The organism is Pseudomonas sp. WS 5410 (genome assembly GCF_012985645.1).
GTDB classification, from domain to species: domain Bacteria; phylum Pseudomonadota; class Gammaproteobacteria; order Pseudomonadales; family Pseudomonadaceae; genus Aquipseudomonas; species Aquipseudomonas shahriarae.
Genome location: NZ_JAAQWS010000003.1, coordinates 197,999 through 220,421 on the forward strand (window position 1 = coordinate 197,999; position 22,423 = coordinate 220,421).

Annotated in this window: 21 protein-coding genes and 1 tRNA gene; 16 read left to right on the forward strand and 6 right to left on the reverse strand. The window is 53.1% G+C overall.

Features of this window, described 5'->3' with window-relative positions; genetic code table 11:
* Window positions 1-30: 30 nt before the first annotated feature.
* Entirely contained in the window at window positions 31-444 is a 414-nt protein-coding gene (locus HBO24_RS06705) for a hypothetical protein (RefSeq protein ID WP_057437118.1), read from the forward strand.
* A gap of 255 nt (window positions 445-699) precedes the next feature.
* Here HBO24_RS06705 and gabP read toward each other — a convergent pair whose 3' ends face one another.
* Window positions 700-2,091, reverse strand: a complete 1,392-nt coding sequence (gene gabP, locus HBO24_RS06710; RefSeq protein WP_057437117.1) for a GABA permease — start codon at window positions 2,089-2,091, stop codon at window positions 700-702.
* Window positions 2,092-2,644: 553 nt separating this feature from the next.
* On the opposite strand from gabP, the gene HBO24_RS06715 reads away from it, so the two are divergent.
* The 5 genes from HBO24_RS06715 to HBO24_RS06735 all read left to right on the forward strand — a co-directional run bounded on the left by HBO24_RS06715 (window position 2,645) and on the right by HBO24_RS06735 (window position 6,886).
* Window positions 2,645-3,418, forward strand: coding sequence for an ABC transporter ATP-binding protein (locus tag HBO24_RS06715; protein WP_057437115.1), 774 nt, complete (start codon window positions 2,645-2,647; stop codon window positions 3,416-3,418).
* A gap of 13 nt (window positions 3,419-3,431) precedes the next feature.
* Window positions 3,432-4,184 carry an ABC transporter substrate-binding protein gene (locus HBO24_RS06720; protein WP_057437113.1) on the forward strand — a complete coding sequence of 251 codons (753 nt, stop codon included), beginning with the start codon at window positions 3,432-3,434 and terminating at the stop codon, window positions 4,182-4,184.
* Between the two features lie 74 nt (window positions 4,185-4,258).
* Complete coding sequence (locus HBO24_RS06725; protein WP_057437111.1) at window positions 4,259-4,954, forward strand: ABC transporter permease; 696 nt, start codon at window positions 4,259-4,261, stop codon at window positions 4,952-4,954.
* 38 nt (window positions 4,955-4,992) lie between these two features.
* Window positions 4,993-5,682, forward strand: a complete 690-nt coding sequence (locus tag HBO24_RS06730) for an ABC transporter permease (protein WP_029295855.1) — start codon at window positions 4,993-4,995, stop codon at window positions 5,680-5,682.
* Complete coding sequence (locus tag HBO24_RS06735) at window positions 5,663-6,886, forward strand: methyltransferase (RefSeq protein WP_170059451.1); 1,224 nt, start codon at window positions 5,663-5,665, stop codon at window positions 6,884-6,886. Before HBO24_RS06730 ends, HBO24_RS06735 begins: the two co-directional genes overlap by 20 nt.
* A gap of 230 nt (window positions 6,887-7,116) precedes the next feature.
* Here the strand turns inward: HBO24_RS06735 and bcsQ are convergent, their stop codons facing one another.
* Both bcsQ and HBO24_RS06745 read right to left on the reverse strand, forming a co-directional pair.
* The gene (gene bcsQ, locus HBO24_RS06740; protein ID WP_115129343.1) at window positions 7,117-7,968 is read right to left on the reverse strand and encodes a cellulose biosynthesis protein BcsQ; all 852 of its coding nucleotides are present in this window, start codon (window positions 7,966-7,968) and stop codon (window positions 7,117-7,119) included.
* A 190-nt stretch (window positions 7,969-8,158) separates the two neighbouring features.
* On the reverse strand, window positions 8,159-9,007 hold the full coding sequence (locus tag HBO24_RS06745) for an SDR family NAD(P)-dependent oxidoreductase (protein WP_170059452.1): 849 nt from the start codon (window positions 9,005-9,007) through the stop codon (window positions 8,159-8,161).
* Between the two features lie 253 nt (window positions 9,008-9,260).
* Here HBO24_RS06745 and HBO24_RS06750 point away from each other — a divergent pair.
* The 4 genes from HBO24_RS06750 (at window position 9,261) to HBO24_RS06765 (ending at window position 13,031) form a co-directional block, all read left to right on the forward strand.
* A tRNA-Thr gene (locus HBO24_RS06750) sits at window positions 9,261-9,336 on the forward strand.
* Window positions 9,337-9,508: 172 nt separating this feature from the next.
* Window positions 9,509-10,831 carry an integrase arm-type DNA-binding domain-containing protein gene (locus HBO24_RS06755; protein WP_170059453.1) on the forward strand — a complete coding sequence of 441 codons (1,323 nt, stop codon included), beginning with the start codon at window positions 9,509-9,511 and terminating at the stop codon, window positions 10,829-10,831.
* 911 nt (window positions 10,832-11,742) lie between these two features.
* Window positions 11,743-12,723 carry an integrase domain-containing protein gene (locus tag HBO24_RS06760; RefSeq protein ID WP_170059454.1) on the forward strand — a complete coding sequence of 327 codons (981 nt, stop codon included), beginning with the start codon at window positions 11,743-11,745 and terminating at the stop codon, window positions 12,721-12,723.
* On the forward strand, window positions 12,720-13,031 hold the full coding sequence (locus tag HBO24_RS06765; protein WP_170059455.1) for a hypothetical protein: 312 nt from the start codon (window positions 12,720-12,722) through the stop codon (window positions 13,029-13,031). The genes HBO24_RS06760 and HBO24_RS06765 overlap by 4 nt, the downstream gene beginning before the upstream one ends.
* Window positions 13,032-13,252: 221 nt before the next feature.
* Here HBO24_RS06765 and HBO24_RS06770 read toward each other — a convergent pair whose 3' ends face one another.
* Both HBO24_RS06770 and HBO24_RS06775 read right to left on the reverse strand, forming a co-directional pair.
* The gene (locus tag HBO24_RS06770) at window positions 13,253-14,137 is read right to left on the reverse strand and encodes a Kiwa anti-phage protein KwaB-like domain-containing protein (protein ID WP_178124527.1); all 885 of its coding nucleotides are present in this window, start codon (window positions 14,135-14,137) and stop codon (window positions 13,253-13,255) included.
* 7 nt (window positions 14,138-14,144) lie between these two features.
* Complete coding sequence (locus HBO24_RS06775; protein WP_170059457.1) at window positions 14,145-14,654, reverse strand: hypothetical protein; 510 nt, start codon at window positions 14,652-14,654, stop codon at window positions 14,145-14,147.
* A 463-nt stretch (window positions 14,655-15,117) separates the two neighbouring features.
* Here HBO24_RS06775 and HBO24_RS06780 point away from each other — a divergent pair, with 463 nt between their 5' ends.
* From HBO24_RS06780 to HBO24_RS06805, 6 genes are all read left to right on the forward strand, one after another.
* Complete coding sequence (locus tag HBO24_RS06780; RefSeq protein ID WP_170059458.1) at window positions 15,118-16,101, forward strand: hypothetical protein; 984 nt, start codon at window positions 15,118-15,120, stop codon at window positions 16,099-16,101.
* A 41-nt stretch (window positions 16,102-16,142) separates the two neighbouring features.
* On the forward strand, window positions 16,143-16,757 hold the full coding sequence (locus tag HBO24_RS06785; protein ID WP_170059459.1) for an NADAR family protein: 615 nt from the start codon (window positions 16,143-16,145) through the stop codon (window positions 16,755-16,757).
* Window positions 16,758-17,175: 418 nt separating this feature from the next.
* Window positions 17,176-17,583 carry an SHOCT domain-containing protein gene (locus HBO24_RS06790; protein ID WP_170059460.1) on the forward strand — a complete coding sequence of 136 codons (408 nt, stop codon included), beginning with the start codon at window positions 17,176-17,178 and terminating at the stop codon, window positions 17,581-17,583.
* Window positions 17,584-17,733: 150 nt separating this feature from the next.
* On the forward strand, window positions 17,734-18,774 hold the full coding sequence (locus HBO24_RS06795) for a hypothetical protein (RefSeq protein ID WP_170059461.1): 1,041 nt from the start codon (window positions 17,734-17,736) through the stop codon (window positions 18,772-18,774).
* Window positions 18,761-20,365, forward strand: a complete 1,605-nt coding sequence (locus HBO24_RS06800; protein ID WP_170059462.1) for a hypothetical protein — start codon at window positions 18,761-18,763, stop codon at window positions 20,363-20,365. Before HBO24_RS06795 ends, HBO24_RS06800 begins: the two co-directional genes overlap by 14 nt.
* Before the next feature lie 894 nt (window positions 20,366-21,259).
* Window positions 21,260-21,550 (forward strand): DUF3077 domain-containing protein, encoded by a 291-nt coding sequence (locus HBO24_RS06805; protein WP_057958022.1) that lies wholly within the window; start codon window positions 21,260-21,262, stop codon window positions 21,548-21,550.
* Window positions 21,551-21,593: 43 nt separating this feature from the next.
* Here the strand turns inward: HBO24_RS06805 and HBO24_RS06810 are convergent, their stop codons facing one another.
* A complete protein-coding gene (locus HBO24_RS06810) occupies window positions 21,594-22,391 on the reverse strand; it encodes a helix-turn-helix transcriptional regulator (protein ID WP_170059463.1) in 798 nt (265 codons plus the stop codon).
* Window positions 22,392-22,423 lie beyond the last annotated feature (32 nt).

A 22,423-nucleotide genomic window follows, 5' to 3' on the forward strand; every position in this document is an offset into this window, starting at 1 on the left:
ACCCAGATCCTGAACCAAGGACGTGAGCCCATGGCTTCGCCAGACAAGCAGCAAAAACGTGCCCAACGGGCAAAAGCCAAGGCCAAGCAGAACCGCACCCAGCGCGCCAATGCGCCGAAGCCGGATGCGTTTGCCGGTGACGACGACCGCATTGACCTTGAGTCGGTGGACTTGACCGAACTGTTCGTGGAAATGCGCGCGGCCGGCGAGACCAGCCAGCAGGCGCTGTGTGCGGCATTCCTGGCGCACCCGTTGCTGGCACTGGTGCTGGAGCAGGAAGGCGAAGAAAACGCCACGGACTTTATCCTGGCGGCGCTGATCGAGTATCGGCAGTGGTCCACCGACAGCGATGATGAAGCGGCGGCGTTGGCCTGGATTGAATCGCCACAGTTCCAGGCGGACTACGTGGCGGCATCCCAGGCGCTGACCAGCGCGCAAGATTGATACAAAACCAATGTGGGAGCCGGGCAAGCCCCAATGCCGATCAGTTAAGCGAACGCAATGCTCAACGTAGTGAAGAGCAAATGTGGGAGCGGGCTTGTCGGATCGCCGCATCGCCGCGAAGACGTCGGCCCAGCCAACATTGATGTTGACTGACCCACCGCTTTCGCGAGCAAGCCCGCTCCCACAGGGGATCTGCGCTTAACTGCCCGGCTCCCACAGTGCTTTGTGGTGCCAGGCAGCAAGCATTTCAACTCGTCAGTTGAGTACCGCAGCCCCCAACTTCTGGGCCCGGCGCCGACTTGCCACCAGCAACCCCGCCAATACCACCAGCAGGCTCAACACACCGGTCGCAATAATCTCCACCCGGTGCGCTTCCTGGAACAGCATGATGGTCAACGCGCCGACGATAAACACGATCACCGCATAAGTCAGGCCCGGAAACAGCCACATCTTGAAGGCAATCTTCTCGCCCGCCGCTGTACGCTTCTGACGCATGCGCAGTTGCGACACGGCAATCACCAGGTACACCAGCAGCGCAATCGCGCCGGAGCTGGCCAGCAGGAATTCAAACACCGCCGCCGGGGCCACGTAGTTGGCGAACACCGCGAGGAACGCCGCGCCGGTAGACAGCATCACCGCCCAGTAAGGCGTGCCGCTCTTGTTGGTGCGTTTGGCCACTGCCGGCGCATCACCACGCCGGCCCAGGGAAAACAGCATGCGCGACGCGGTGTACAGCGCCGAGTTCAAGCAGCTGGTCACGGCGACCAATACCACCAGGTCGACGATCAGCTTGGCATTCGGGATGCCCATGCGTTCCAGCACAGTCTGGTAGGAACCAACGGCTGCCAGGGTCGGATCGTTCCATGGCACCAGGGCCACGACGATGAAGATCGATACCAGGTAGAACAAGCCGATCCGCCAGATCACCGAGTTGGTGGCCTTGGTGATCTGCTGGCCAGGGTTCTTCGACTCTGCGGCCGCGATGGTCACGATCTCGGTGCCCATGAACGAGAACATGGTGGTCAGAATCGCCGCCAGCACCGCGCCCATGCCGTTGGGCAAAAAGCCTTGGGTGTCGAACAGGTGCGAGACGCCGCTGACCTGGCTGCCTGGCAGCAAGCCAAAGATCGCCAGTACGCCGAGGATCACAAAGCCGATGATCGCCACCACCTTGATCAGGGCAAACCAGAACTCGAACTCGCCGTAGTTCTTCACACTGAACAGGTTGGTCGCGGTCAGCAGCAGGGTGATGACCAGGGTGAAGGCCCAGATCGCCACATCGGGGAACCAGGCATGCAGGATGGTTGCGGCGGCGTTGGCTTCCAGGGGAATCACCAGCACCCAGAACCACCAGTACAGCCAGCCGATGGTAAAGCCGGCCCAATGGCCGATGGCCCGGTCGGCGTAGGTGGAAAATGAACCGGTGTCTGGCGAAGCAACGGCCATCTCGGCCAGCATGCGCATCACCAGCACCACCAACGTACCGGCTGCGGCATAGGCCAGCAGCACGGCAGGCCCGGCTGCCGCAATCGCGTGGCCGGAGCCGACAAACAAACCGGCGCCGATCACACCGGCAATCGACAACATGGTGACATGCCGCGGTTTGAGCCCCTGTTCGAGGTCATTGGAGCTTTGCGTACTACTCATTGACACACCTTTGCGAGGAATTGCGTATTCGGTCCACCCGATTTGCTGAGTCTTCGTGAAAAGAAACAAACGGGGCGTTCTTTATTTTTTACGCAAGATTTGCGCCAAAATGTTACAAAGCCAAGGTTGACGCGGCCTGTAGGACAATCCATCAGCGCTCGCAAGCCATTGAGATTACTGGCAATCCGCCACAGCGTTACCGGTCGACTCACTTCAAGAACGAATGAGCGCACCAAAAACACACACAAAAAGTCAGTGACGCCCAATTAAAGGGCCTATAGGGGCCGTTTACCCGTTTAACCCTTCCAACACCCGGCCAAAGCTGGCACCATCGCGCCCTTTTTTACGCGACTGCCACGGGTTTATCGGTTAAAACGGCTGTTCGGTTGTTGATGGCGCGACACGCTACTGTGCCGATGCGACAACCTGTCACACACCGCCTGTTTAACGCCCGTGGCGCTGTTGGCTGTCATCCGAACGCTATGCTAGCTTGGCGCCACGCCAGGAAGGCGACCCAACAGCAGGAACGCAATGAACACAATGAGGACCGCACATGGCTTTGGCCGCGCCCGCGCTTGAAATCCGCAACTTGCATAAACGCTATGGTGAGCTGGAGGTGCTTAAAGGCATCTCGCTGACCGCTCGCGACGGCGATGTGATCTCGATCCTGGGTTCGTCCGGTTCCGGCAAGTCCACATTCCTGCGCTGCATCAACCTGCTGGAAAACCCGCACCAGGGCCAGATCCTGGTGGCCGGCGAAGAGCTCAAGCTCAAGGCCGCGAAAAACGGCGAGCTGATGGCCGCCGACGGCAAGCAGATCAATCGCCTGCGCAGCGAAATCGGTTTTGTCTTCCAGAATTTCAACCTCTGGCCGCACATGAGCATCCTCGACAACATCATCGAGGCCCCACGCCGCGTGCTCGGCCAGAGCAAGGCCGAAGCCATCGAAGTGGCCGAAGCGCTGCTGGCCAAGGTGGGCATTGGCGACAAACGCCACGCCTACCCGGCGCAATTGTCTGGCGGCCAGCAACAACGCGCGGCCATCGCCCGCACCCTGGCGATGCAACCTAAAGTCATTCTGTTCGATGAGCCCACTTCGGCACTTGACCCGGAAATGGTTCAGGAAGTACTTAATGTGATCCGCGCGCTGGCCGAAGAAGGCCGCACCATGCTGCTGGTCACCCACGAAATGGGCTTTGCCCGCCAAGTGTCCAGCGAAGTGGTGTTCCTCCACCAGGGGCTGGTCGAAGAGCAAGGATCGCCACAGCAGGTGTTTGACAACCCGCTTTCGGCGCGCTGCAAACAATTCATGTCCAGCAACCGCTAACGGAGCAACATGCATGCAGAACTATAAAAAATTCCTCCTGGCCGCCGCCGTTTCCATGGCGTTCAGCGCCACGGCCATGGCCGAGACTTTGAAAATGGGGATCGAGGCGGCTTACCCGCCCTTCAACAATAAAGACGCCAGCGGCAACGTTGTCGGCTTCGACAAAGACATCGGCGACGCCCTGTGCGCCAAGATGAAAGTCGAGAAGTGCGAAGTGTATGTCTCGGACTGGGACGGCATCATCCCGGCCCTGAACGCCAAGAAGTTCGACTTCCTGGTGTCGTCGCTGTCGATCACCGACGAGCGCAAGCAGGCCGTTGATTTCACCGACCCGTACTACTCCAACAAGCTGCAATTCATCGCGGCCAAATCCATCAAAGACTTCAAGACCGACGCCGACTACCTCAAAGGCAAGATCATCGGTGCCCAGCGCGCGACATTGGCCGGTACCTATCTGGAAGACAAACTGCCAGACACCACCGCCAAGCTCTATGACACCCAGGAAAACGCCTACCTCGACCTGACGTCCGGCCGCCTGGACGGGATGCTCGCCGACAAGTACGTGCAATACGAGTGGCTCAAGAGCAAAGACGGTTCGGCCTACGAGTTCAAAGGCGATCCGGTTGTAGAAAGCGACAAGATCGGCATCGCCGTGCGCAAAGGCGACCCACTGCGCGAGCGCCTGAACAAGGCCCTGGCGGAAATCAAGGCCGACGGCACCTACAAGAAGATCAACGACAAGTACTTCCCTTTCAGCATCGAATGATCCTGATTGGCCAGTCCGGCGCGCTCGCTTGAGCGCGCCGGCTTTTCGCAAGCCTTGCGCGATATGAAAAAACCATGAATTTCGATCTCTACGGATTCGGCCCCGCACTCGCTGCCGGCGCGCTGATGACCGTCAAACTGGCACTCACGGCGTTATGCCTGGGGCTGGTGCTCGGCCTGGCCGGCGCCTTGGCCAAGACTTCCCCGTACAAGTTCCTGCAATGGCTTGGCGGCGCTTACTCGACCATTGTCCGGGGCATTCCCGAACTGCTGTGGGTCCTGCTGATTTATTTCGGCACGGTCAATATGATGCGTGCCCTCGGGGAGTTCTTCGGCAACCCCGACCTGTCGCTCAGCGCCTTCGCTGCCGGCGTGATTGCCCTGGGCCTGTGCTTTGGCGCCTACGCCACCGAAGTGTTTCGTGGCGCGATCCTGGCGATCCCCAAGGGCCATCGTGAAGCGGGCATCGCCCTGGGCCTGTCAAAGCTGCGTATTTTCACCCGGTTGATCATGCCGCAGATGTGGCGCATCGCCCTGCCGGGCCTGGGCAACCTGTTTATGATTTTGATGAAGGACACCGCGCTGGTCTCGGTGATCGGCCTGGAAGAAATCATGCGCCACGCGCAAATCGGCGTGACCGTCACCAAGCAGCCTTTCACCTTCTTCATGGTCGCGGCCTTCATGTACCTGGGCCTCACCGTGCTGGCCATGGTCGGCATGTACTTCCTGGAAAAACGCGCCGCTCGCGGCTTTGCGAGGAGCACGCAATGAACGGCGACTACAGCTGGCTGTCGCATTTCGACCTGGGCCTGAACTGGGCCGTGATCATCAAGTGGCTGCCACGACTGGCCCAGGGCGCGACCCTGACCCTGGAACTGGTGGCCATCGCGGTCATCGCCGGGCTGCTGCTGGCGATCCCCCTGGGCATCGCCCGTTCTTCGCGCCTGTGGTACGTGCGCACCCTGCCCTACTGCTACATCTTCTTCTTCCGTGGCACACCGTTGCTGGTGCAGCTGTTTTTGGTCTACTACGGCCTGGCGCAGTTCGACGCCGTGCGCGAAAGCGCCCTGTGGCCCTACCTGCGGGACCCGTTCTGGTGCGCCACCGTCACCATGACCCTGCACACCGCCGCTTACATCGCGGAAATCCTGCGCGGCGCGATCCAGGCCATCCCGCCCGGGGAAATCGAAGCGGCGCGGGCACTGGGCATGTCCAAGCCCAAGGCGCTGTTCTACATCATCCTGCCGCGTGCCGCGCGCATCGGCCTGCCGGCCTACAGCAACGAAGTGATCCTGATGCTCAAGGCCAGCGCCCTGGCCAGTACCGTGACCTTGCTGGAACTGACCGGCATGGCCCGCACCATCATTGCCCGCACCTACCTGCCGGTGGAGATCTTCTTTGCCGCCGGGATGTTCTACCTGCTGATGGCCTATGTGCTGGTGCGCGGCTTCAAGCTGCTGGAACGCTGGTTGCGGGTCGATGCCTGCCAGGGACGCTGACAGCGGGTTGACGGGCGAGCGACTGCTGGCCCGTTTTCTCGCGCTGGATGCGTTCCTCACCGAACATCAAGGGCTGTGGCGACCACGGCCCTTCACCCATCTGCAATTGCCTTGGGAAGCCCAGCATCCAGCGCTGGCCCAATGGCTGCGCCGGCGCTCCCTGGCAGAAGCCGAAAGCAGCCATAACCTGCCCACCGAACTACAGGCGCCGGCGCCGTTTCCTCAATGGGCGCAGCTGGCCGCCCAGCTCAGTGCTGTGGATAAGTTACCGGCGGGCGCGCTGCATGCGCCTTCGGCGCGCCTGAATGTCGATGTACCGGGCCGCAAATGGCAGCAGATCGAAGCGTTTGGCAGCGCCCTGCAGTTTGCCGAGCGCCCCACCCATTGGCTCGACTGGTGCGCCGGTAAAGGCCACCTCGGCCGGCGGCTGCTGCAACCGGGGCAACACCTGACCTGCCTGGAATACGACCCGGCGCTGATCGCCGCAGGCCAGGCCCTCAGTGACCATCATCAAATGCCCGCCCGCCACCACCCGCAAGACGTGATGGCCGAGGACGCCGTGCAACAACTGCTCGGCGAACACACCCCCGTCGCCCTGCACGCCTGTGGCGATCTGCACGTACGCCTGCTGCAATTAGCCAGCGCCGCCGGCTGCAAGCACCTGGCCGTGGCGCCCTGCTGTTACAACCGCATCAGTAGCGAGCAATACCAGGCGCTGTCGGCCCCGGCACGCGCCTCGGCGCTGCGTTTGTCGCGGGAAGACCTGGGCCTGCCCCTGAGCGAAACCGTCACCGCCGGCTTGCGGGTGCGCCTGCAACGCGACACCTCCATGGCCCGGCGCCTGGGTTTCGATCAGTTGCAGCGGCAGCTACGCGGGTGCGATGAGTACCTGCCCACGCCTTCGTTGCCCAGCGAATGGCTGCATCGGTCCTTCGCTGACTACTGCCAGCACCTGGCGGCGCTCAAGGGGTTATCCACAGGCGAGCAGGACTGGGCCGCGCTGGAGCAGCATGGCTGGCAACGCCTGGCGCAGGTACGAAACCTGGAGTTGGTTCGTGGGCTTTTTCGCCGCCCGTTGGAAATGTGGCTGGTTCTGGATCGGGCACTGTTTCTTCAAGAGAACGGCTACCAGGCTCAAGTAGGCCGCTTCTGCGAAACAGCACTGACACCGCGCAACCTGATGGTGCTCGCCGAGCGCGATTAAAGGGCAGGACGCCCTGTGGATAAGTCTGTTGATGAAATTCTGTCGAGTGCCGTAAAGACGGGCGCCACAGGCACAAATGCTGACTGGTCATTATTTGTTCACAAAATAAAACGCACGCAAAACAGGCAGTTGCAGCGTAATGAGAACATCTTCACAAAATGGCTGTTTCAACACTTGTGCGACCAACAAATTGTGCATAAGCATTTGCGCCTAACCGTATAAGACGTGGTTCAGGCCGCGCCTGGAGGGCCATCCAGTAACTGGCACAGCCCATGGATATCGTCACAGGCCAGGCTCGCGGCCTCGTTATCCAGGGGGTCCTCGCCAAAGGCCAGCGCCTCGCTGATCTGCGGGTCACGATGGATCACTTCCACGCCACCTTCCCCAAGACGCTGCTTGAACAGGTCCAGCATATCCAGGCTGAAGGCACTGCCCTCATCCAGCTGGTTGACCAACACCAGGCAACGTGGCGCCGACGGGCGCGCAAGATACGGCGCCAACAAGCGCTGCATCTGCTCCAGCGTGCCCAGCGACGCCGCGTCTGCCAGGGCCAGCACCACCACGGTATCGGCGACGTGTAATGCCTGGTGCAGGTAAACATTATTGCCGGCAGGGGTGTCGATGATGACCGTGTGTTGCTCACTCAAACCCAGGCGTGACAAGTGCTGGGCCAGCCACTCCGGGTCCTGCTTGAGCCAGCGCTGCAGGTCTTCCTGCTGCTGCATATCGGTCTCGCCGAAGACCACCACCTGGCAGCCGCAGAAACCGGGCTGGGCGAGCTGATCCCAAGGTTGATTACACAGGCTGGCACGACCGAGGCCCGGGGTGCCCTGGGGCAGGTCAAAGTGCAGGTACAGGGCGTTTTGCGGATCCAGCTCCAGCACCGTCACCGCCCGCCCGAGGCGCTGCAAGCCGCTGCCCAGTGCCGTCGCCAGCGTGCTGCGGCCCACGCCACCATTGACCGAGGCCAACACCACCACCCGTGGGCGTTTTGCTGAAGCGTCGATTGGCTGGGGTTGTTCGGCAGGGGAAGGCGCGTCGTCGATGGGGGTGTCTTCGAAGAACTGCAATGTCGCCGTCATCGGGTGATCCTGACGGATAGCATGCTTTGCAAAACCTTCGTCGGCCTGGCTCACAGCCCCTCCTTGTCCCGGCACCGCTTGCAGAGCATGGGCGCACATGTTGTTCAGGCAGTCTGGGACAGGTCGGTGGAGGTGTCATTATTTTGGTGTTTTTTATCATGTTCATTTAGACGAGCGGTCGAAAGTCAATCTAGTGACTCTGCTTTATGCGCTCCCACTGCTGCGCAACGTGCTCGGCACTGGACGCACTCACCCGCGCCAGGTCGACGGGATACTCCACCCCCTGATTCTCGACAAACCGCGTCGCGGTAAATTGACCATTACTGGCACGCAGTATGTAGCCCGTGTCCTGGCATTGCCCCGACGCCAGGAACACCACCCCCGGCGCCACCCATTCCGGCTTGAGATTGTCCGGCTCCCCCTCGATGCCCCACATGCGCGTCTTGGCCACCGGTGACACCGCATTGACCAGGATCCCGTCCTTCGCGCCTTCCATACTCAGGGCATTCATGATGCCCAGTTGCGCCATCTTGCCCGCCGCATAGGCCACCAGCCCGGGCTGGGCATATTGCTGGTACATCGCCCGATCAGACGACGTCAGCACCACCCGCGCGGCAGTGGATGGCTTGAGGTATTGCCAGGCATGTTTGCATAGCCAGATGGGCGCATAGACATTGATACCCAGCGCACGCCCGATAAACGCCGCGTCCGCCTCCTCAATGGATTGATAACCCACCCAGCCGGCGTTATGAATCAGGATATCCAACTGCCCAAACGCCGCGATGGCCGTCTCGACCAATTGCCGACAGCCTTGCTCGCTGGACAAATCCCCCTGATGAGCAACCGCGCTCAACCCCTGGGCCTGCAGGCGGCGTGCCGCGACCAGGGCAATGGCGTTGTCGCTTCCCGAACCGAGGTTATCGGCGCCGATATCACTGATCACCACATTGGCCCCGCGCTGGGCCAGTGCTTGTGCGTAGACAAACCCCAAGCCACGGCCTGCGCCGGTGATAACGGCGGTTTTTCCTGCGAAATTCATTGGCTTTTCCTCATTGAGTGCCACCTCAACTTAGCAATGAACAACGGCGTTGTTTAATACTGATCAAGGGGCGGTTTGATACCTTCTGCGTATCAAGCCTCACGCCACCCCAAGGCCTCGGCACCGGCACTCATCACCCTTTGCCAAAGCGCTGGAGCGCGCGACCGGCAGCGGAAAAACCACGTTCTGAAAAATAGTCAGAATTCAGGGGTTTACAGAACCTTTCCAATCGCTATAATCGTCGCCCTAACACGCCGGTATAGCTCAGTTGGTAGAGCAACTGACTTGTAATCAGTAGGTCCCGGGTTCGACTCCTGGTGCCGGCACCATACAAGGTTCCAGAGAAGGCTTTCAAAATCTCTGGAACCCCCGAAAAACCCGCCTTCTGGCGGGTTTTTTCGTTTTAGCGTTCCATCGGTTTCCGTCAGAAACTGGTGGATTCCAACCGTTTTAAGGGTAGAGTTTGGGATACAGGTCACTTCGATAAAAGGGAGTACCCTTATGTCGCGCACCACAGCTCCGCTCTCCGACGCAGCTTGCCGCTTGGCAAAACCTACAGACCGCGCCTACAAGCTTTTCGACGGCGATGGTCTCTACCTCCTAGTCCAACCCAATGGCCGCAAAGGCTGGCGGCTCCGTTACGTCAAACCTGATGGACGCGAAGGACTGACCTCGTTCGGCAACTACCCCGTCATTGGCCTCGCCGATGCGCGCCGCAAGCGCTTGGAAGTTAAGCGAATGCTGGCGGATGGCGTTGACCCTATAGAGACCAAGCACCAAGCCAAGGCGGAAGCCGTAATCAAAGGCAGAACCTTTGAAAGCGTTGCGCTCGACTGGCATACGGAAATGTCGGCCAAGTGGGCACCAGGCCATTCCAAGACAGTGATGAGCCGCCTCAAAACCCACGTATTCCCGCTGATCGGCGCAAGCGCCATTGTTGATCTCGACACCCATGACCTTATGCAGCCCTTGGAAGCGATCAAGAAGCGCGGAACGATCGACGTTGCTTTAAGGGTACAAAATTACCTGCAGAGCATCATGCGCGAGGCAAAGCGCCTCCGGCTTATCACCATAAACCCTGCTTACGATCTCGAAGGCTCGATCAAAGCCCCGCGGGTGGTACATCGCCCCGCTCTACCCTTATCGCGACTGCCGGAACTGCAAGAGCGGATCGACACCTATAAAGGCCGGGCACTTACCCGTCTGACGGTGATGCTGTCGCTGCATGTGTTTGTACGATCCAGCGAGCTGCGTTTCGCACGCTGGAGCGAGTTCGACCTCAAGCGCGGCACCTGGGAGATACCGGACACTCGACCCGCGTTGGAGGGAGTACCCTTTTCCACAAGGGGTACGAAGATGGCAGGGGATATCCATTTAGTACCCTTATCGCCGCAAGCAGTGGCGCTACTCGAAAAAATCTATGCACTCACAGGCAAATTCGCATTGGTCTTCGCAGGTGATGCCAAACCCTGGAAGCCCATGTCCGAAAATACCGTGAACAACGCGCTACGGACCATGGGATACGACACCAAAACCGATATCTGCGGACATGGGTTTCGTTCGATGGCCTGCAGCGCACTTATCGAGTCGGGATTGTGGTCGGAGACAGCTATTGAACGGCAGATGAGCCACAAGGAGCGCAACAACGTCCGCGCCGCTTACATCCACAAGGCCGAGTTCATTGAGGAGCGAAGGCTGATCATGAACTGGTGGAGCCGATATCTGGAGGCTAACCGGCAGGAGCACGTCACTCCACACGAATTCGCCAATCAGACCGGAGCGAACGTCACTCGCCTAAAAGCAAAACGTGGCGCAACGGAGTAAGCGCTCGATCTTCATATCTCAGCGATCCGCTTGTCCACGCGGGTCCATCCAAACAGGGCTGCAAAGCCGCCCTGCTTGGATGGACCTCACTTAAAAAATCTAAAGCCCGCGCAACTGTCTGTGGAAAACCACTGATTTCCACCGGTGGATAATTTCATCCACAGCCGCAGAACTCCCGAAAATTGGAGTCTTGACCCGAATTATCCACAGGCGTAGAAAAGATCAGGCAAAGCGCTGTCGTCGACAGCAACCCAGGTAGCCAGAACCTTTAAGGCTACGCCACACGGTGGTGGTTCTCCCAAAGTGCGATTAGCGTCCGGCGGCTCGCACGGTCACAACGATGTGATGGATGCCTACTTTTACCAGTGTGCCCACTGCGGCAACTCATCCCCTTTCATAGCTGCGCTGCAGCAACCTATCCGCTTGGCCATTTCCTTGCGCCAACCTGCGCCCGTCTCTTTCTCCCGGAAAGAGACGGGCGCTTCTACCGCTGCTGCAGCCCAACTCGTACAAGGCTTTGCGGCATTCCCCCCTCGTGACAATCGGCGTGACAAACACCGAAGTCACCAGCAACAGCGATGCAGATGATGGTGCCGCAGCCCAAGGAATGGACCGCACCTGACTGACAGTCAGGCACGCCCAGTAATCGCATTACTGCCTTCACCCGACTCAGGATCTCGCGGCATTGGTCTCGTCAGCCAGCGCAGCCTCCACCCGCCCACGTCTTCGGAAGTGTTCAGGAGGCCAGATCATGAGATGCCCAAGCTCCCGGTCGTAAAGAGCCGCCAGTCCCGCGTTAGTGGACAACCCTCACAGGTCGCAGGGGCCTTGATCCCTGATAACACTCAACATTCTTGGCGGGATGACGTGGGGAAGGTTTCAAAGGTTTTGGCTTCGAGAGGAGATTGATCATGGCATTGGTCGGTAGACGAGATGGGCGCAATTTTGGCTATGGTCGGCAATTGAGCTATGCCGGGCCGCAGGCATTACGGGATCTGTTTGACGATGGGCATTACGGCACGGTGAAGGCGCACAGTGATCGCTGGCAGGTGTTTGTGCGGTGGTGTCGGTCGGAGGATGGGCCAGGTTTTAACGATGCGCGGCAGATAGATCGACAGACCTTGTTGGAGTACGCCGAACATCTGCGGCAGCAAGTCGAACAAGGAGCTATCGGCATCGCCACCGCGCAAAACCGGTTATCCAGCGTGAACCGAACCTTAGCCGCGCTTCGCGGTGATCAGTATGTGAAGGTCGTGAGTCCGAGCAAGACGTTGGGAATGCGGCGCACCAGTGTTCGTCGCTCGGTGCCGCAAGGCCAAGACCGCGAACAGGTGAAGCGGATCGTCGACGAGCTTTTCGAACATCAGCAGCCGCGCGCTGCGGCCATAGCTCAGTTAGCGCGAGCCACCGGCATGCGTTTACGTGAGGCGATTTTGGCCGATCTTCCTCGACTGCAACGGGAAGCCGAGCAACTCGGGAGGATCAACATCCAGGACGGCACCAAAGGTGGCCGCGGCGGAGCAACAGCACCTCGCTGGATCATGGTGGATGACCATGTTTGCGAAGCACTCAGAAATGCCGAGCAGGTCTTACCGCATGGCAGCCGCAACCTACTGGCACCGAACGAAAGCTACCTTGATTTCCAACGGGGAATCGTCCGCCCCGCACGGGAGGTCCTCCATACACACAACCTCAAAGGCTTCCACGAATTGCGGGCAGCCTATGCGTGCGAACGCTACGAGCAAATCACCCAGCATCTCGCACCCATCAACGGTGGCAGGTGCTACCAGCTCGACCGACGCCTCGATCAGGAGGCACGCGCAAAAATCAGCTATGAGCTGGGGCACGGTCGTATCGACGTAGTTTCGGCGTACATCGGCGGCCGACCATGAGCAAGCCATTCGATATGGAGCTTTTCCTGGCGGGCATCCTCACCGGAGCGAATGCCACACGCCAGCGTCACCTACGCCAAGCAAAGGTCATTCAAGCCGCGATTGCTAATCGCTGGCACCGAGATAATCCATGGACCTGGCAGCGAAAACATCTCGACTGGTTTCTAAATCAGCACCTAAATCAGCACGCTGAATCGACCCGCTATTACTATCTGCTGACCGTGCATTCGCTCACTTTACGCTTAAGAAAACCTTGGCAGTTCAAAGTAGTAGGCGAAAGTCAGGAAGCGGTCAGAGGAGCACTGTAGAACACGCCCACTAATCTAAGGCCGACTCCTGACAACAAAACAAAAATCCTGATTAAATCGCACACATCGGAAGTAGTGTCGGAACATCTCAGTCGTTGATGACTGGTTGAAACCAATCCAAAGCATGCATTGGCAAACACCTTTACTTTAATTCCGACATGTGCAGCTCAAATCTTGTGCAGAAAGCCTTAAGTTTAACTCTAGCGCAACAAACCCTGAAACTAATCCCGATCACCAGCAATACGCTTTGAGTTCGTTATGAAATTTGTTTTTGAAAGCGGAGATTTATAGTAATCCTCATCCAAAAACCTTAAAAGCTTCTTCAGATCTGACTTATTATCAGGAACCGTAATTACCTCCGCAGCGCCGAATACAACTGTGTTAAATGGAATATTAAACTCAATTGCAACCGCCCTCATTTCGTTGATTGGGACGTTTTGAAGAATGCCGCTTTGTTGTATGAGGGAAATCTTCCTTCTCACCCAAGAATCAGAAAGCTCAAGAAGGCGTTCTGTGCTTACCGCCTGAATTATAGCTGACGCAGCAAAATCCCTCACATCGTCGTCTGTTGCAACTTTATAGTATTCACTTAAATCAAATATTTGGCGAGCAGCATGAAAGCTAAAAAATTTAAGTCGCCCCTCTTCAAGGGTGGCGGTAAGTTTGTAATCAACCGTCAAGCCTATGCCTTCAATTTTCCGATACACATTGGCGGAGTGAAATATTGAAAGGCCATTGGTCGATATAATTTTTCTGCGATCAAAATTCTGCAGTAGAACCCTGATGTGCCCACCCGGGGTAACATATCCAGTAAAGAGTGCTTTTATCTCATTAAAAAATTCTTCTGTTGGCTCTACCTCATCCAGGGCTAATGGATTTTCTACTGCCGCCTGCAAGTCATCGATATCATCATAATTATCAATATACAGCACTTCGCCTTGGTCCGGCTTGTACTTCCCATCAAACTCTATCTCTTGCCCTGCTTGATCAAATGCTACTTCTTGTTCTCTGATATACCGGGTCAGATCGATCTGCACTGGATTTGAAAGGCTGAATCTCACTATTCTTTTGGCTGGATTATTTGTTAACGCAAAAAGGTTTAGCATCACCACATCACTCCATTAGCATTCCGCTAGATATTTTTTTTACGTTCTTTATGTTTTTCGGGCTTCGTATTTGCCTTCTGGTTATCAGCGTATAAACCATGCCATCATCAGATTCAATCTTATAAAATCTAAACTTAAATAAATACAGCACTGGATGGCAGGGTATGTTTGAAACGAGCCACCCTAAAACAAATACCACACAAACAAACAAAAAAATCATTTCGAAATTAACTTCAGCCACTTTCATTGCAATAGGAGCAAGATAGCTTGCGACAAAAACAAGTAGAAAATAGTCAGTCGACTCTACTTTTTTGGCCTTAAAGTTTATGCTTTCAGCCTCCGCCCTGAGCAGTGCGAGTATCAAAAGCGGCAAGACAACTCCCAATATTGAAATTATTACAAGCTGAACAACAAGTGTATCTATCTCTCCAATTGAGTACCACCTAACACCTCCAAGAACTAAAAGTGCCGGAGAATAGGATGAGACAAATAGTACTGTTTTTAGCCAGTTTCTCAATTTCCGTCCTTTTGCATTAAATATTAACAGCCACAAAAAAGCACAAATCACCCAACCAAGTTTTACCGCATGATGAGGCAGCGTGTGTCGCTGCTCTAGGAAGCAGTTTTTACTAAGGAGATAGAGTGACAAATGCGGTAATTATGAACAATAAAAAATCCCTTTTCATGCAATGTCTAGCGAAGTTGAGGATAGCTCGGAATATCATAATATACAATCGGTGTGTGTGTGTTCCACAGCATCGGTAAAGATCGATAAAAATCGACTTGAGACTGACGGATTAGACGGACGACTCCGTTTCCTTCCTATTGGTAACGCTGGAGACGAATGACAGCTAAGCCTCACGCGGTCTTTGATGTTTGGGGTTACTCACTAACATCGCTTGCGTCTTTTGAAATTCCGCATGAAAATGCGCTGTAAATGTCGATAGGACATACCATCACAAAGCCAAGGAAGGACAAGAATGACTGAACGTGCGGTGCTGGTCCAGCAGCTGGTAACCCTTTCAATGGATTATCAACTCGGAAAAATTGGTACATTCAACGCAAACCATGTCGAGCGCTGGCTTAACCAATTTCCTGAAGAATGCCAAAACAGCCTACTTAAAGAGTTGAACTTTGTTCTTGCGCAGAGCTATATACAAAAAAAACACCTTCAAGACTTCATTGAAAACAAAATAATTCACCCTCACACCAAGCCAACAATCAATGCTCAAGTCTTCAACCACAGCACACTACTTGACATACAAGGCGCAGGGAACAGCCAGCGAGACTGCATTGCAATCTTCAGAGAGCTGCTTCAAGCCAATGCTGGCATTGATATCAGTATTAATAATGCCAACGCAACAAACCAGATATATCTTGATGACGTAATATATTCTGGCCAACGCATGCGTACAGATATATCCAACTGGATATTGGCAGCCGCCCCTCCAGAGTGCAATCTATATATAATGTCTCACTCTATGCACAGACTTTCGCTCTGGTACAGCACAGGCTTTATTGAAAAGAAAATTGCGGAATCCAAGAAAAAAATAAATCTTAAATGGGTATATGGAAATATCATCGAGGACCGGCTTGCATTTACTGACACTTCAGATGTATTGCGTCCAGTCGCTGGAGACAATGGGCAGTCCGTAAATAATTACATACAAACCATGTCAAAGCCCCCAGTATACCGACGACCAGGCAATGTAGGTGGTCGGGCGTTTTTCTCGAGCGATGCTGGTCGACAGCTATTAGAGAACGAATTTCTGAAAGCTGGCGCTCGAATAAAAGAAATTTGTCCAAAATTCAAAGTGCAACATCGCCCACTTGGATACATGTCTCTTGAAAGCCTTGGGTTTGGAACCATGATCGTAACATACCGAAACTGTCCAAATAATGCTCCTTTAGCACTCTGGGCAGGGCATCCATGGTATCCTCTATTCCCAAGATCAAATAATTAATTAGAAACCTAGACTAGGGCAGCCTAGAAGCGTGACTAACTATGAAACAAACGGTTGGAATTAGAACCTACAAGCGATCTGAGTGCATTGTCTTTCACAAGACAAAAGAGGCATTCGGGGCGCTCTCCAACATGGCTCCAGGCTTTCCAATTCTAATTAACAACCATCACATACTAACTTCGGAGGCGCTTTATCAGGCATGCCGATTCCCTAACAACCCTGAAGCCCAAGAGCTAATAATTTCCCAGACCAGCCCAATGACTGCAAAAATGCGAGCCAAACCATTAAAGGAGCAGACTCGTGCTGACTGGATGAAAGTAAGAGTTCGAATTATGCGTTGGTGCCTAAGCGCAAAACTGTTACAGAATTACTCCACATTTTCAAAAGTCTTGATTGATACTCAAGATAGATCAATAGTTGAGCACTCATCTAAAGATCGATTCTGGGGGGCGTTACCGACCGGTGAAGACACCTTAGTCGGCGCTAATGTGCTCGGTCGCTTGCTTATGGAATTGAGAAATTCGGTTCAAGATGGATCATTTAATACTGAACTTCTTTGCCCACCTGAAGTTATCAATTTCCTATTAAACGGAAGCCTTATTGGTGACATGTATCCAGTGGGCGTCAAAGATAGTATTTCTGATTTGTTCGAATAGATATAAACAATACTGATACCTGAGTCACCCCGGATTACCCACCTGCCCACCCTCAGGTAATCCACCGTCCTGCTCACTCCCTCCACCGTCAAACGCCTAACAGTCCTTGTCCATCCATACGCCATGGTGCGGCGAACACAAACTCTCGCCCTCCCACTCCTGCTCAAGGGCAGGTGTGAGTACAGTAGGTTGATCACTGGGTCATTCAAAGCATCAGGTTGCTTTCCAGCCACTGCTTGAGGAACAGAGCTTCGGTGTTACTCACCAACCATTGGCGGCGATGCCGACCAGGGCGTCGGCTGAGCTACGGTCGATCCGCTCTCTTATGCGCATCCCCCACACCTTAACCGCGCACAATGGCACTATACTATCATCGCTCATCCGCACGCCGGCGTGCTTTCAAAAAGGACTTAAAGTGATGGTTTGGTTCATTGTGATAGGTATTGTAGTAATCGCGGTCTGGTGGGGATGGCAAATGGAAAAAAGCAAGACCGAAGCCCGCGAAGCGTATCAGCAAGCGTTGGCCATGCTCAAAGCTGATCCTCGCAACCCAGACCTACGTCAACAGACATTAGCCTTGGGCCGCGCATACTCGAATCTCATGAGGGACAAAAAAGGCCAGACGATCTTTGATGAAGTTGCACTGATGAACGACATCAATGCCGCTTGTGCTGGTGCCGCTACTCACGGATTAAGCAATACAGAAAACCCTCCTTTTAATGAAATCGAGACTAGACTTGAAAAATTATCGATGCTTAAAACGCGAGGTTTAATTGATGAGGCTGAATATTCTACCCGCCGAAAGGAGATCCTCGAGGAGATTTAAGCCTCTCTCTACGCTATCTCAACTATAGATCAAATAACACCCAAAAATAACACCATCTATATCATTATAGAAATCACATAGCGAATGGCAAGAAAACAAAAAGTAGCTGGAGCAGGTTAAATACTTTAGTACTCCACGGGAAAACTATGCATGGAATACGTTTTCGAATACACGGAAAAAACTGCGCAAAAAGCATCTGAATATGAAACCAAAGCTTTACTTTATTTGATAGGAATCGATAAAGAAAAGAAAAAAATATCTCTGGCATTTATAGATTGCTTCAACGATATAACCGGCACAGATAAACACAGCAGTGCGCTTTGGGATATCCAGTCTAAAGGGGTGGCCAATATGTCTCCATCCCAAATCGGCCGCTCTCTGATCACACTTTTATTCAACTATCTTTCCACCTTGAATTTTTGCAAATTCGCTTTATTCATGCCGGAACCTAAAGCCGAGTACGTAACAGATCACAGTCTTGTAGAATATGGAATCGAAAACCTAGAAAGCATTAAAGAAAAAATAAAAATAGGATTAGTTAAGGAATGGAAAAAACGTAAAGCACTTGGCGACTTAGACCCAAAACAATTATCAGCAGTAAATGACTTCCTATCAAAAATACGCTTCATCATAGACAAACCCCCAATTAGCAGCTACATAAAGAGCATCACTCCATTTAAAAGCACAAAACTTAAAGGAGACGAATTCTACGAAATAGTTTTTAAAGAAATAAAAGAACAGCAAACCATAAAAAAATTATCTTCAATACATAACACTAAAATTGAATCCATAGCTGAGGCGCTGGCTTTTGAAAGGCACATAACATCCTTAGACCTGTCAAAACTAATCATAAACAGGCTAGTAGGACATGACCTATTCAAATTCAAATCAATCCCACTGAGTTTTTTACCTGAGATATCAGGTCTTTCGAAAGACACTGTTGGCGAACTGATTTTTGAATGCAACCAGCAAATAACCAAAGCTTTTTTTGACAAAAACAAAAAACAGGTTTTCTGGAAATTTTTAGAGCGTTCATTGCTGGCTATCAGTAATAACCCTGACCTTTCTTCCCGGCAAGTGTATGAGCAGGCAAAAGAGTTTAGTGGGTTCGAGAGCAGCAATTTTTATGGTATGCCAGGAATTTTTTTCATCTCAATCATAATCGACGGCCTTGAAAATGCACTTTATTGAATCAGGATTCGGGAACAAATCTGAAGCTTTTATAGAGCGACGGTATCAAGACGGCATTAATATAATTTTTAGCGATGAGAACAATAAAGGCAAGACACTAACAGTACAAGGTCTCATGTATTCGATAGGTAATGATCCGATTTTCCCGAGCGGCTTTACATATCAAGAATATTATTTCTACAGCAAGTTTATTTACAACGAAAAAGAATGGTTATTCCTAAGAAAAGGAAACTCATTCTTAGTCAAGTCAGGCTCTGAAATAAATTTATTCGAATCTGTTGCAGAGTTGAAGCGTTTTTTCAATGAGAACATACATACCTTACCGAAAATAAACAAAGATGGCATTATAAAAATAGCCGATCTAGCACTATTTTTTCAGCTTTTTTTCCTCCCCCAAGATAACCGAGACACCTCAAATGTTATTGGCGGCGGATACTACAACAAAAGCGACTTCATCGACATGCTATATGCACTCTTCGACGAAGAGCTAACTCCTGAGCCTGCTGAGCATTTAATCTTTATCAAGAAAGAAATAGATGAGATAAAGTCCACAATAAAAGACCTAGCCAAGCTTCAAAAATTAGCAAAAAGAACGCCGCAAGTTTCAAAAATTGCAAACTCAAATACTGACAGGCTTATATATGAAGAAACCAAAAAGAGAGTTGAAACGATTTACGCGAGAATCACTGATAACCAAAAAAAGCGTAACAAAGAGCTTTCGTTTAAAGTCAGACTAGAGTCTCTTATAGGAGAGCTAAATTCGCTTAATAGAGAGCTCGAAGTTGGTAATGTTGCGTGTGGCGATTGTGGCAGCAAAAAAGTCATTTACGGTAATCGCGACTTCACATTTGAGGTGAGCAACCAAGATATCAGGAACGAAGTAATCTCCACAATTAGAAGCGAAATATTATTAAAGGAAGAAATCATTATAGAGCTAGCGCGAGAAATAAATAACGACCAATTGTCCATGACTCGCGAATTGGAGATACTACCAAAAGACATTAAAACAATAATGTTAAAGCATGAAGAAATCCTAACTGACGCTCAAATCGGAAAACAAATAAATGAATTAAATATTCAGCTGGAGATCAATGAGAAAATATTGGCCGCGGCATCCGAGAAAGAAGGCACATCCAAAGCAAAAAAAACATCCCTGATCGAAGAGATAGTTGAACGCATGCAATCCATCTACCAAGACATGGACCCAGAAGGTGGTCTTGAATTTGATGGTATTTTTTCAAAGCGAGGAATGGTTTATTCTGGCAGCGAAGGTCAAGAATTCTACTTCTCTAAAATTGTGTCATTCAAAGAGCTATTACATCATCCTTTCCCTATTATCATAGACTCTTTTCGTGATGGTGAGCTTTCAACTGCTAAAGAGCTTTATGCAATTAAAAAGCTCAATGAATTGCCCGGCCAAAAAATATTAAGTTCCACACTAAAGCAGCAAGAATATCAGTCCAACATATATTCAGAACTCGACAATGTAAACGCTATCGATTACAGCAGTCATTCAACCAGTAGAATTTTAAATAAAGAAGACGTCAAAGGCTTTACAGACATCGTGTTGAGTTTCAATGCCGCTATATGATTGTGTACGCTTGGGCAGTCTTATGATGTAACTGACTGCCCAAAACTCATCTGGATTTTAATTTTACAAGTGAATATTTTTTCTCTCTTTTTCACTGCCAAGACTCTATCTTTGGTATCGAGGCTCATGGCGATAGATTCAAAGTTTAAATTCTTCTTATAAGGCCAAGTATTCGGTTCGACAGAAGAAAATGTAGTACCAGATCAGAGTTTGGTTAAACACGACATCTCACTTTTGTCTATCCGAATATCGATGTATCAGTCAAAAAAGCTGCAACCACCAGTGTCAGCTCAGCCGTCCATATGCGCGATATATATTGCACCGGATTGAGCTAGGACTAAGGATACTCCATGAGGTAGCCTATAATAGTATCGAATAAAAACAACATATAAATCATATAGTTATTTAGATATTCGATTCCTGGTGCCGCACCATACAAAACGAAGCCTCCACAGAAATGTAGGGGCTTTGTTGTTTCTGGGAATTGGGTTTCAGAACCGCCGATATTCCGGAGAACTGCTCCACCAGAAAAATCCCACACCCTGCAAGTTGCACCCCATAAGCCGTCGCGCTAACCTCCCCAACGTCGCTGCTCATCAGCGACCGGGCGTGGAATCCCGAGTAAGAAGACGCTACAGCGTCGTCAAGCAATCAGCGGGCGCTTTTTTTGTGCCTGTTTTTTGTGCTTTTTGGCGGCTGTACGTGGGAGGCCCCGTGCCTGCCGAGTCGCTTCTTCTCGGATTCCAACCTGCGTACAGCTGCCACCCTCACGCTTGGAATCGTGACTGGCAGCTCTTTTTGGTTGTACCAAAGGAGCAAGCTTATGCCGTACGAAAAGACCTCAAGACACACTGCACTCCCCGCTTATGGCCTTCCGTATTCCGGAGGCCAGCAATGAACACTTCACCCCCAGCAACCACCCTCGGTGCAGTAACCTTCGCAGACTGTGGCGAAAGCAAACACGATATGAAGGTCTTCCGCGTCAATGCCGGCATTCCCGTCCAGGAAGCCCTTGAACACGCCTCCCACCTGCTCTACTACGCCAATGTTCTCTCGCTCGATGCCGCCATGGATGTAGACGGGGAAAAGTATGCGTTTTCTTCGCACTACCTGGGCGAGATGGGTAAAGCGATCCTCGACGATGTGCTCCTGGCCATGCAGCCCGAGGGGCCTGAGCCGCAGTAAGCCGTTCGCGCCCGATGCTGTGCGTCGGGCGCCTAAATGCTCATTAGGTCTGAGCCCAAGCAACCGAATCCTTCGCAAAATACCGACTAGGCACCTCCCCCAACACCCGCCTGAAGACACTCGTAAACGCACTCGAGCTGCTATACCCCAAATCAATCGCCACCCGCGTCACCGACTCCCCATTCCCCAACCTGACCACCGCCGCCAACAGGCAGGCTTGCTGGCGCCATTCCACAAAGCTGATGCCCGTTTGCTGGCGAAACAAGCGGGTGAAGGTGCGGCGGCTCATGCCGAGGCGTTGGGTCATGTCGTCGATGCTGGTTTCCAGTGATGGCTGTTCCAGCAGGTGGCGGCAGATGGGGGCCAGCCGGGGGTCGTTGGGGAGTGGGGCGTTGAGTGACAGGGGGCGCATGTCGGCTATTTCGTCGAGCAGCAGGGTCATCAGGCGGCCGTGCAGATGGTCCTTTTCGTACAGCGCCGGTATGTCGATGGCGCGGGTCAGCAGTTCGCGCAGCAGCGTCGATACGCCGAACACCTGGCACTGCACGGGCAGGTTCAGGCGGGTTGCGGCGTGGGGGCGGATGTAGGTGTTGAGCATGGTCACCGGGCCGCTCATGCTCATTTCGTGGGGCACGCCCGCCGGGACCCAGATGGCGCGGTGGGGTGGCACCACCCAGTTGCCCTGTTGGGTGAAGACGGTGATCACGCCGCAGGCGGCGTAGGCGAATTGCCCGCGGCGATGGGTATGCACCGCAAAGTGCTGGCCATCGGCATAGTCGTTGGCAGTGACCACGGCGTCGCGGGGGGTGTTTTCGTAGGGGTCGATGTCAGTTTGGCGCATGGCCCGAATTTAATGATTTATGACCTGATAGT

Coding starts and splice junctions, on each gene's coding strand:
- HBO24_RS06765 (WP_170059455.1), top strand. CDS start 12,720: ATGAGCAAGCCATTCGATATGGAGCTTTTCCTGGCGGGCATCCTCACC.
- HBO24_RS06810 (WP_170059463.1), bottom strand. CDS start 22,391: ATGCGCCAAACTGACATCGACCCCTACGAAAACACCCCCCGCGACGCC.
- HBO24_RS06735 (WP_170059451.1), top strand. CDS start 5,663: ATGCCTGCCAGGGACGCTGACAGCGGGTTGACGGGCGAGCGACTGCTG.
- HBO24_RS06760 (WP_170059454.1), top strand. CDS start 11,743: ATGGCATTGGTCGGTAGACGAGATGGGCGCAATTTTGGCTATGGTCGG.
- HBO24_RS06755 (WP_170059453.1), top strand. CDS start 9,509: ATGTCGCGCACCACAGCTCCGCTCTCCGACGCAGCTTGCCGCTTGGCA.
- HBO24_RS06785 (WP_170059459.1), top strand. CDS start 16,143: ATGAAACAAACGGTTGGAATTAGAACCTACAAGCGATCTGAGTGCATT.
- HBO24_RS06780 (WP_170059458.1), top strand. CDS start 15,118: ATGACTGAACGTGCGGTGCTGGTCCAGCAGCTGGTAACCCTTTCAATG.
- HBO24_RS06795 (WP_170059461.1), top strand. CDS start 17,734: ATGGAATACGTTTTCGAATACACGGAAAAAACTGCGCAAAAAGCATCT.
- HBO24_RS06725 (WP_057437111.1), top strand. CDS start 4,259: ATGAATTTCGATCTCTACGGATTCGGCCCCGCACTCGCTGCCGGCGCG.
- gabP (WP_057437117.1), bottom strand. CDS start 2,091: ATGAGTAGTACGCAAAGCTCCAATGACCTCGAACAGGGGCTCAAACCG.
- HBO24_RS06745 (WP_170059452.1), bottom strand. CDS start 9,007: ATGAATTTCGCAGGAAAAACCGCCGTTATCACCGGCGCAGGCCGTGGC.
- bcsQ (WP_115129343.1), bottom strand. CDS start 7,968: ATGACGGCGACATTGCAGTTCTTCGAAGACACCCCCATCGACGACGCG.
- HBO24_RS06715 (WP_057437115.1), top strand. CDS start 2,645: ATGGCTTTGGCCGCGCCCGCGCTTGAAATCCGCAACTTGCATAAACGC.
- HBO24_RS06800 (WP_170059462.1), top strand. CDS start 18,761: ATGCACTTTATTGAATCAGGATTCGGGAACAAATCTGAAGCTTTTATA.
- HBO24_RS06790 (WP_170059460.1), top strand. CDS start 17,176: ATGGTTTGGTTCATTGTGATAGGTATTGTAGTAATCGCGGTCTGGTGG.
- HBO24_RS06805 (WP_057958022.1), top strand. CDS start 21,260: ATGAACACTTCACCCCCAGCAACCACCCTCGGTGCAGTAACCTTCGCA.
- HBO24_RS06770 (WP_178124527.1), bottom strand. CDS start 14,137: ATGCTAAACCTTTTTGCGTTAACAAATAATCCAGCCAAAAGAATAGTG.
- HBO24_RS06720 (WP_057437113.1), top strand. CDS start 3,432: ATGCAGAACTATAAAAAATTCCTCCTGGCCGCCGCCGTTTCCATGGCG.
- HBO24_RS06705 (WP_057437118.1), top strand. CDS start 31: ATGGCTTCGCCAGACAAGCAGCAAAAACGTGCCCAACGGGCAAAAGCC.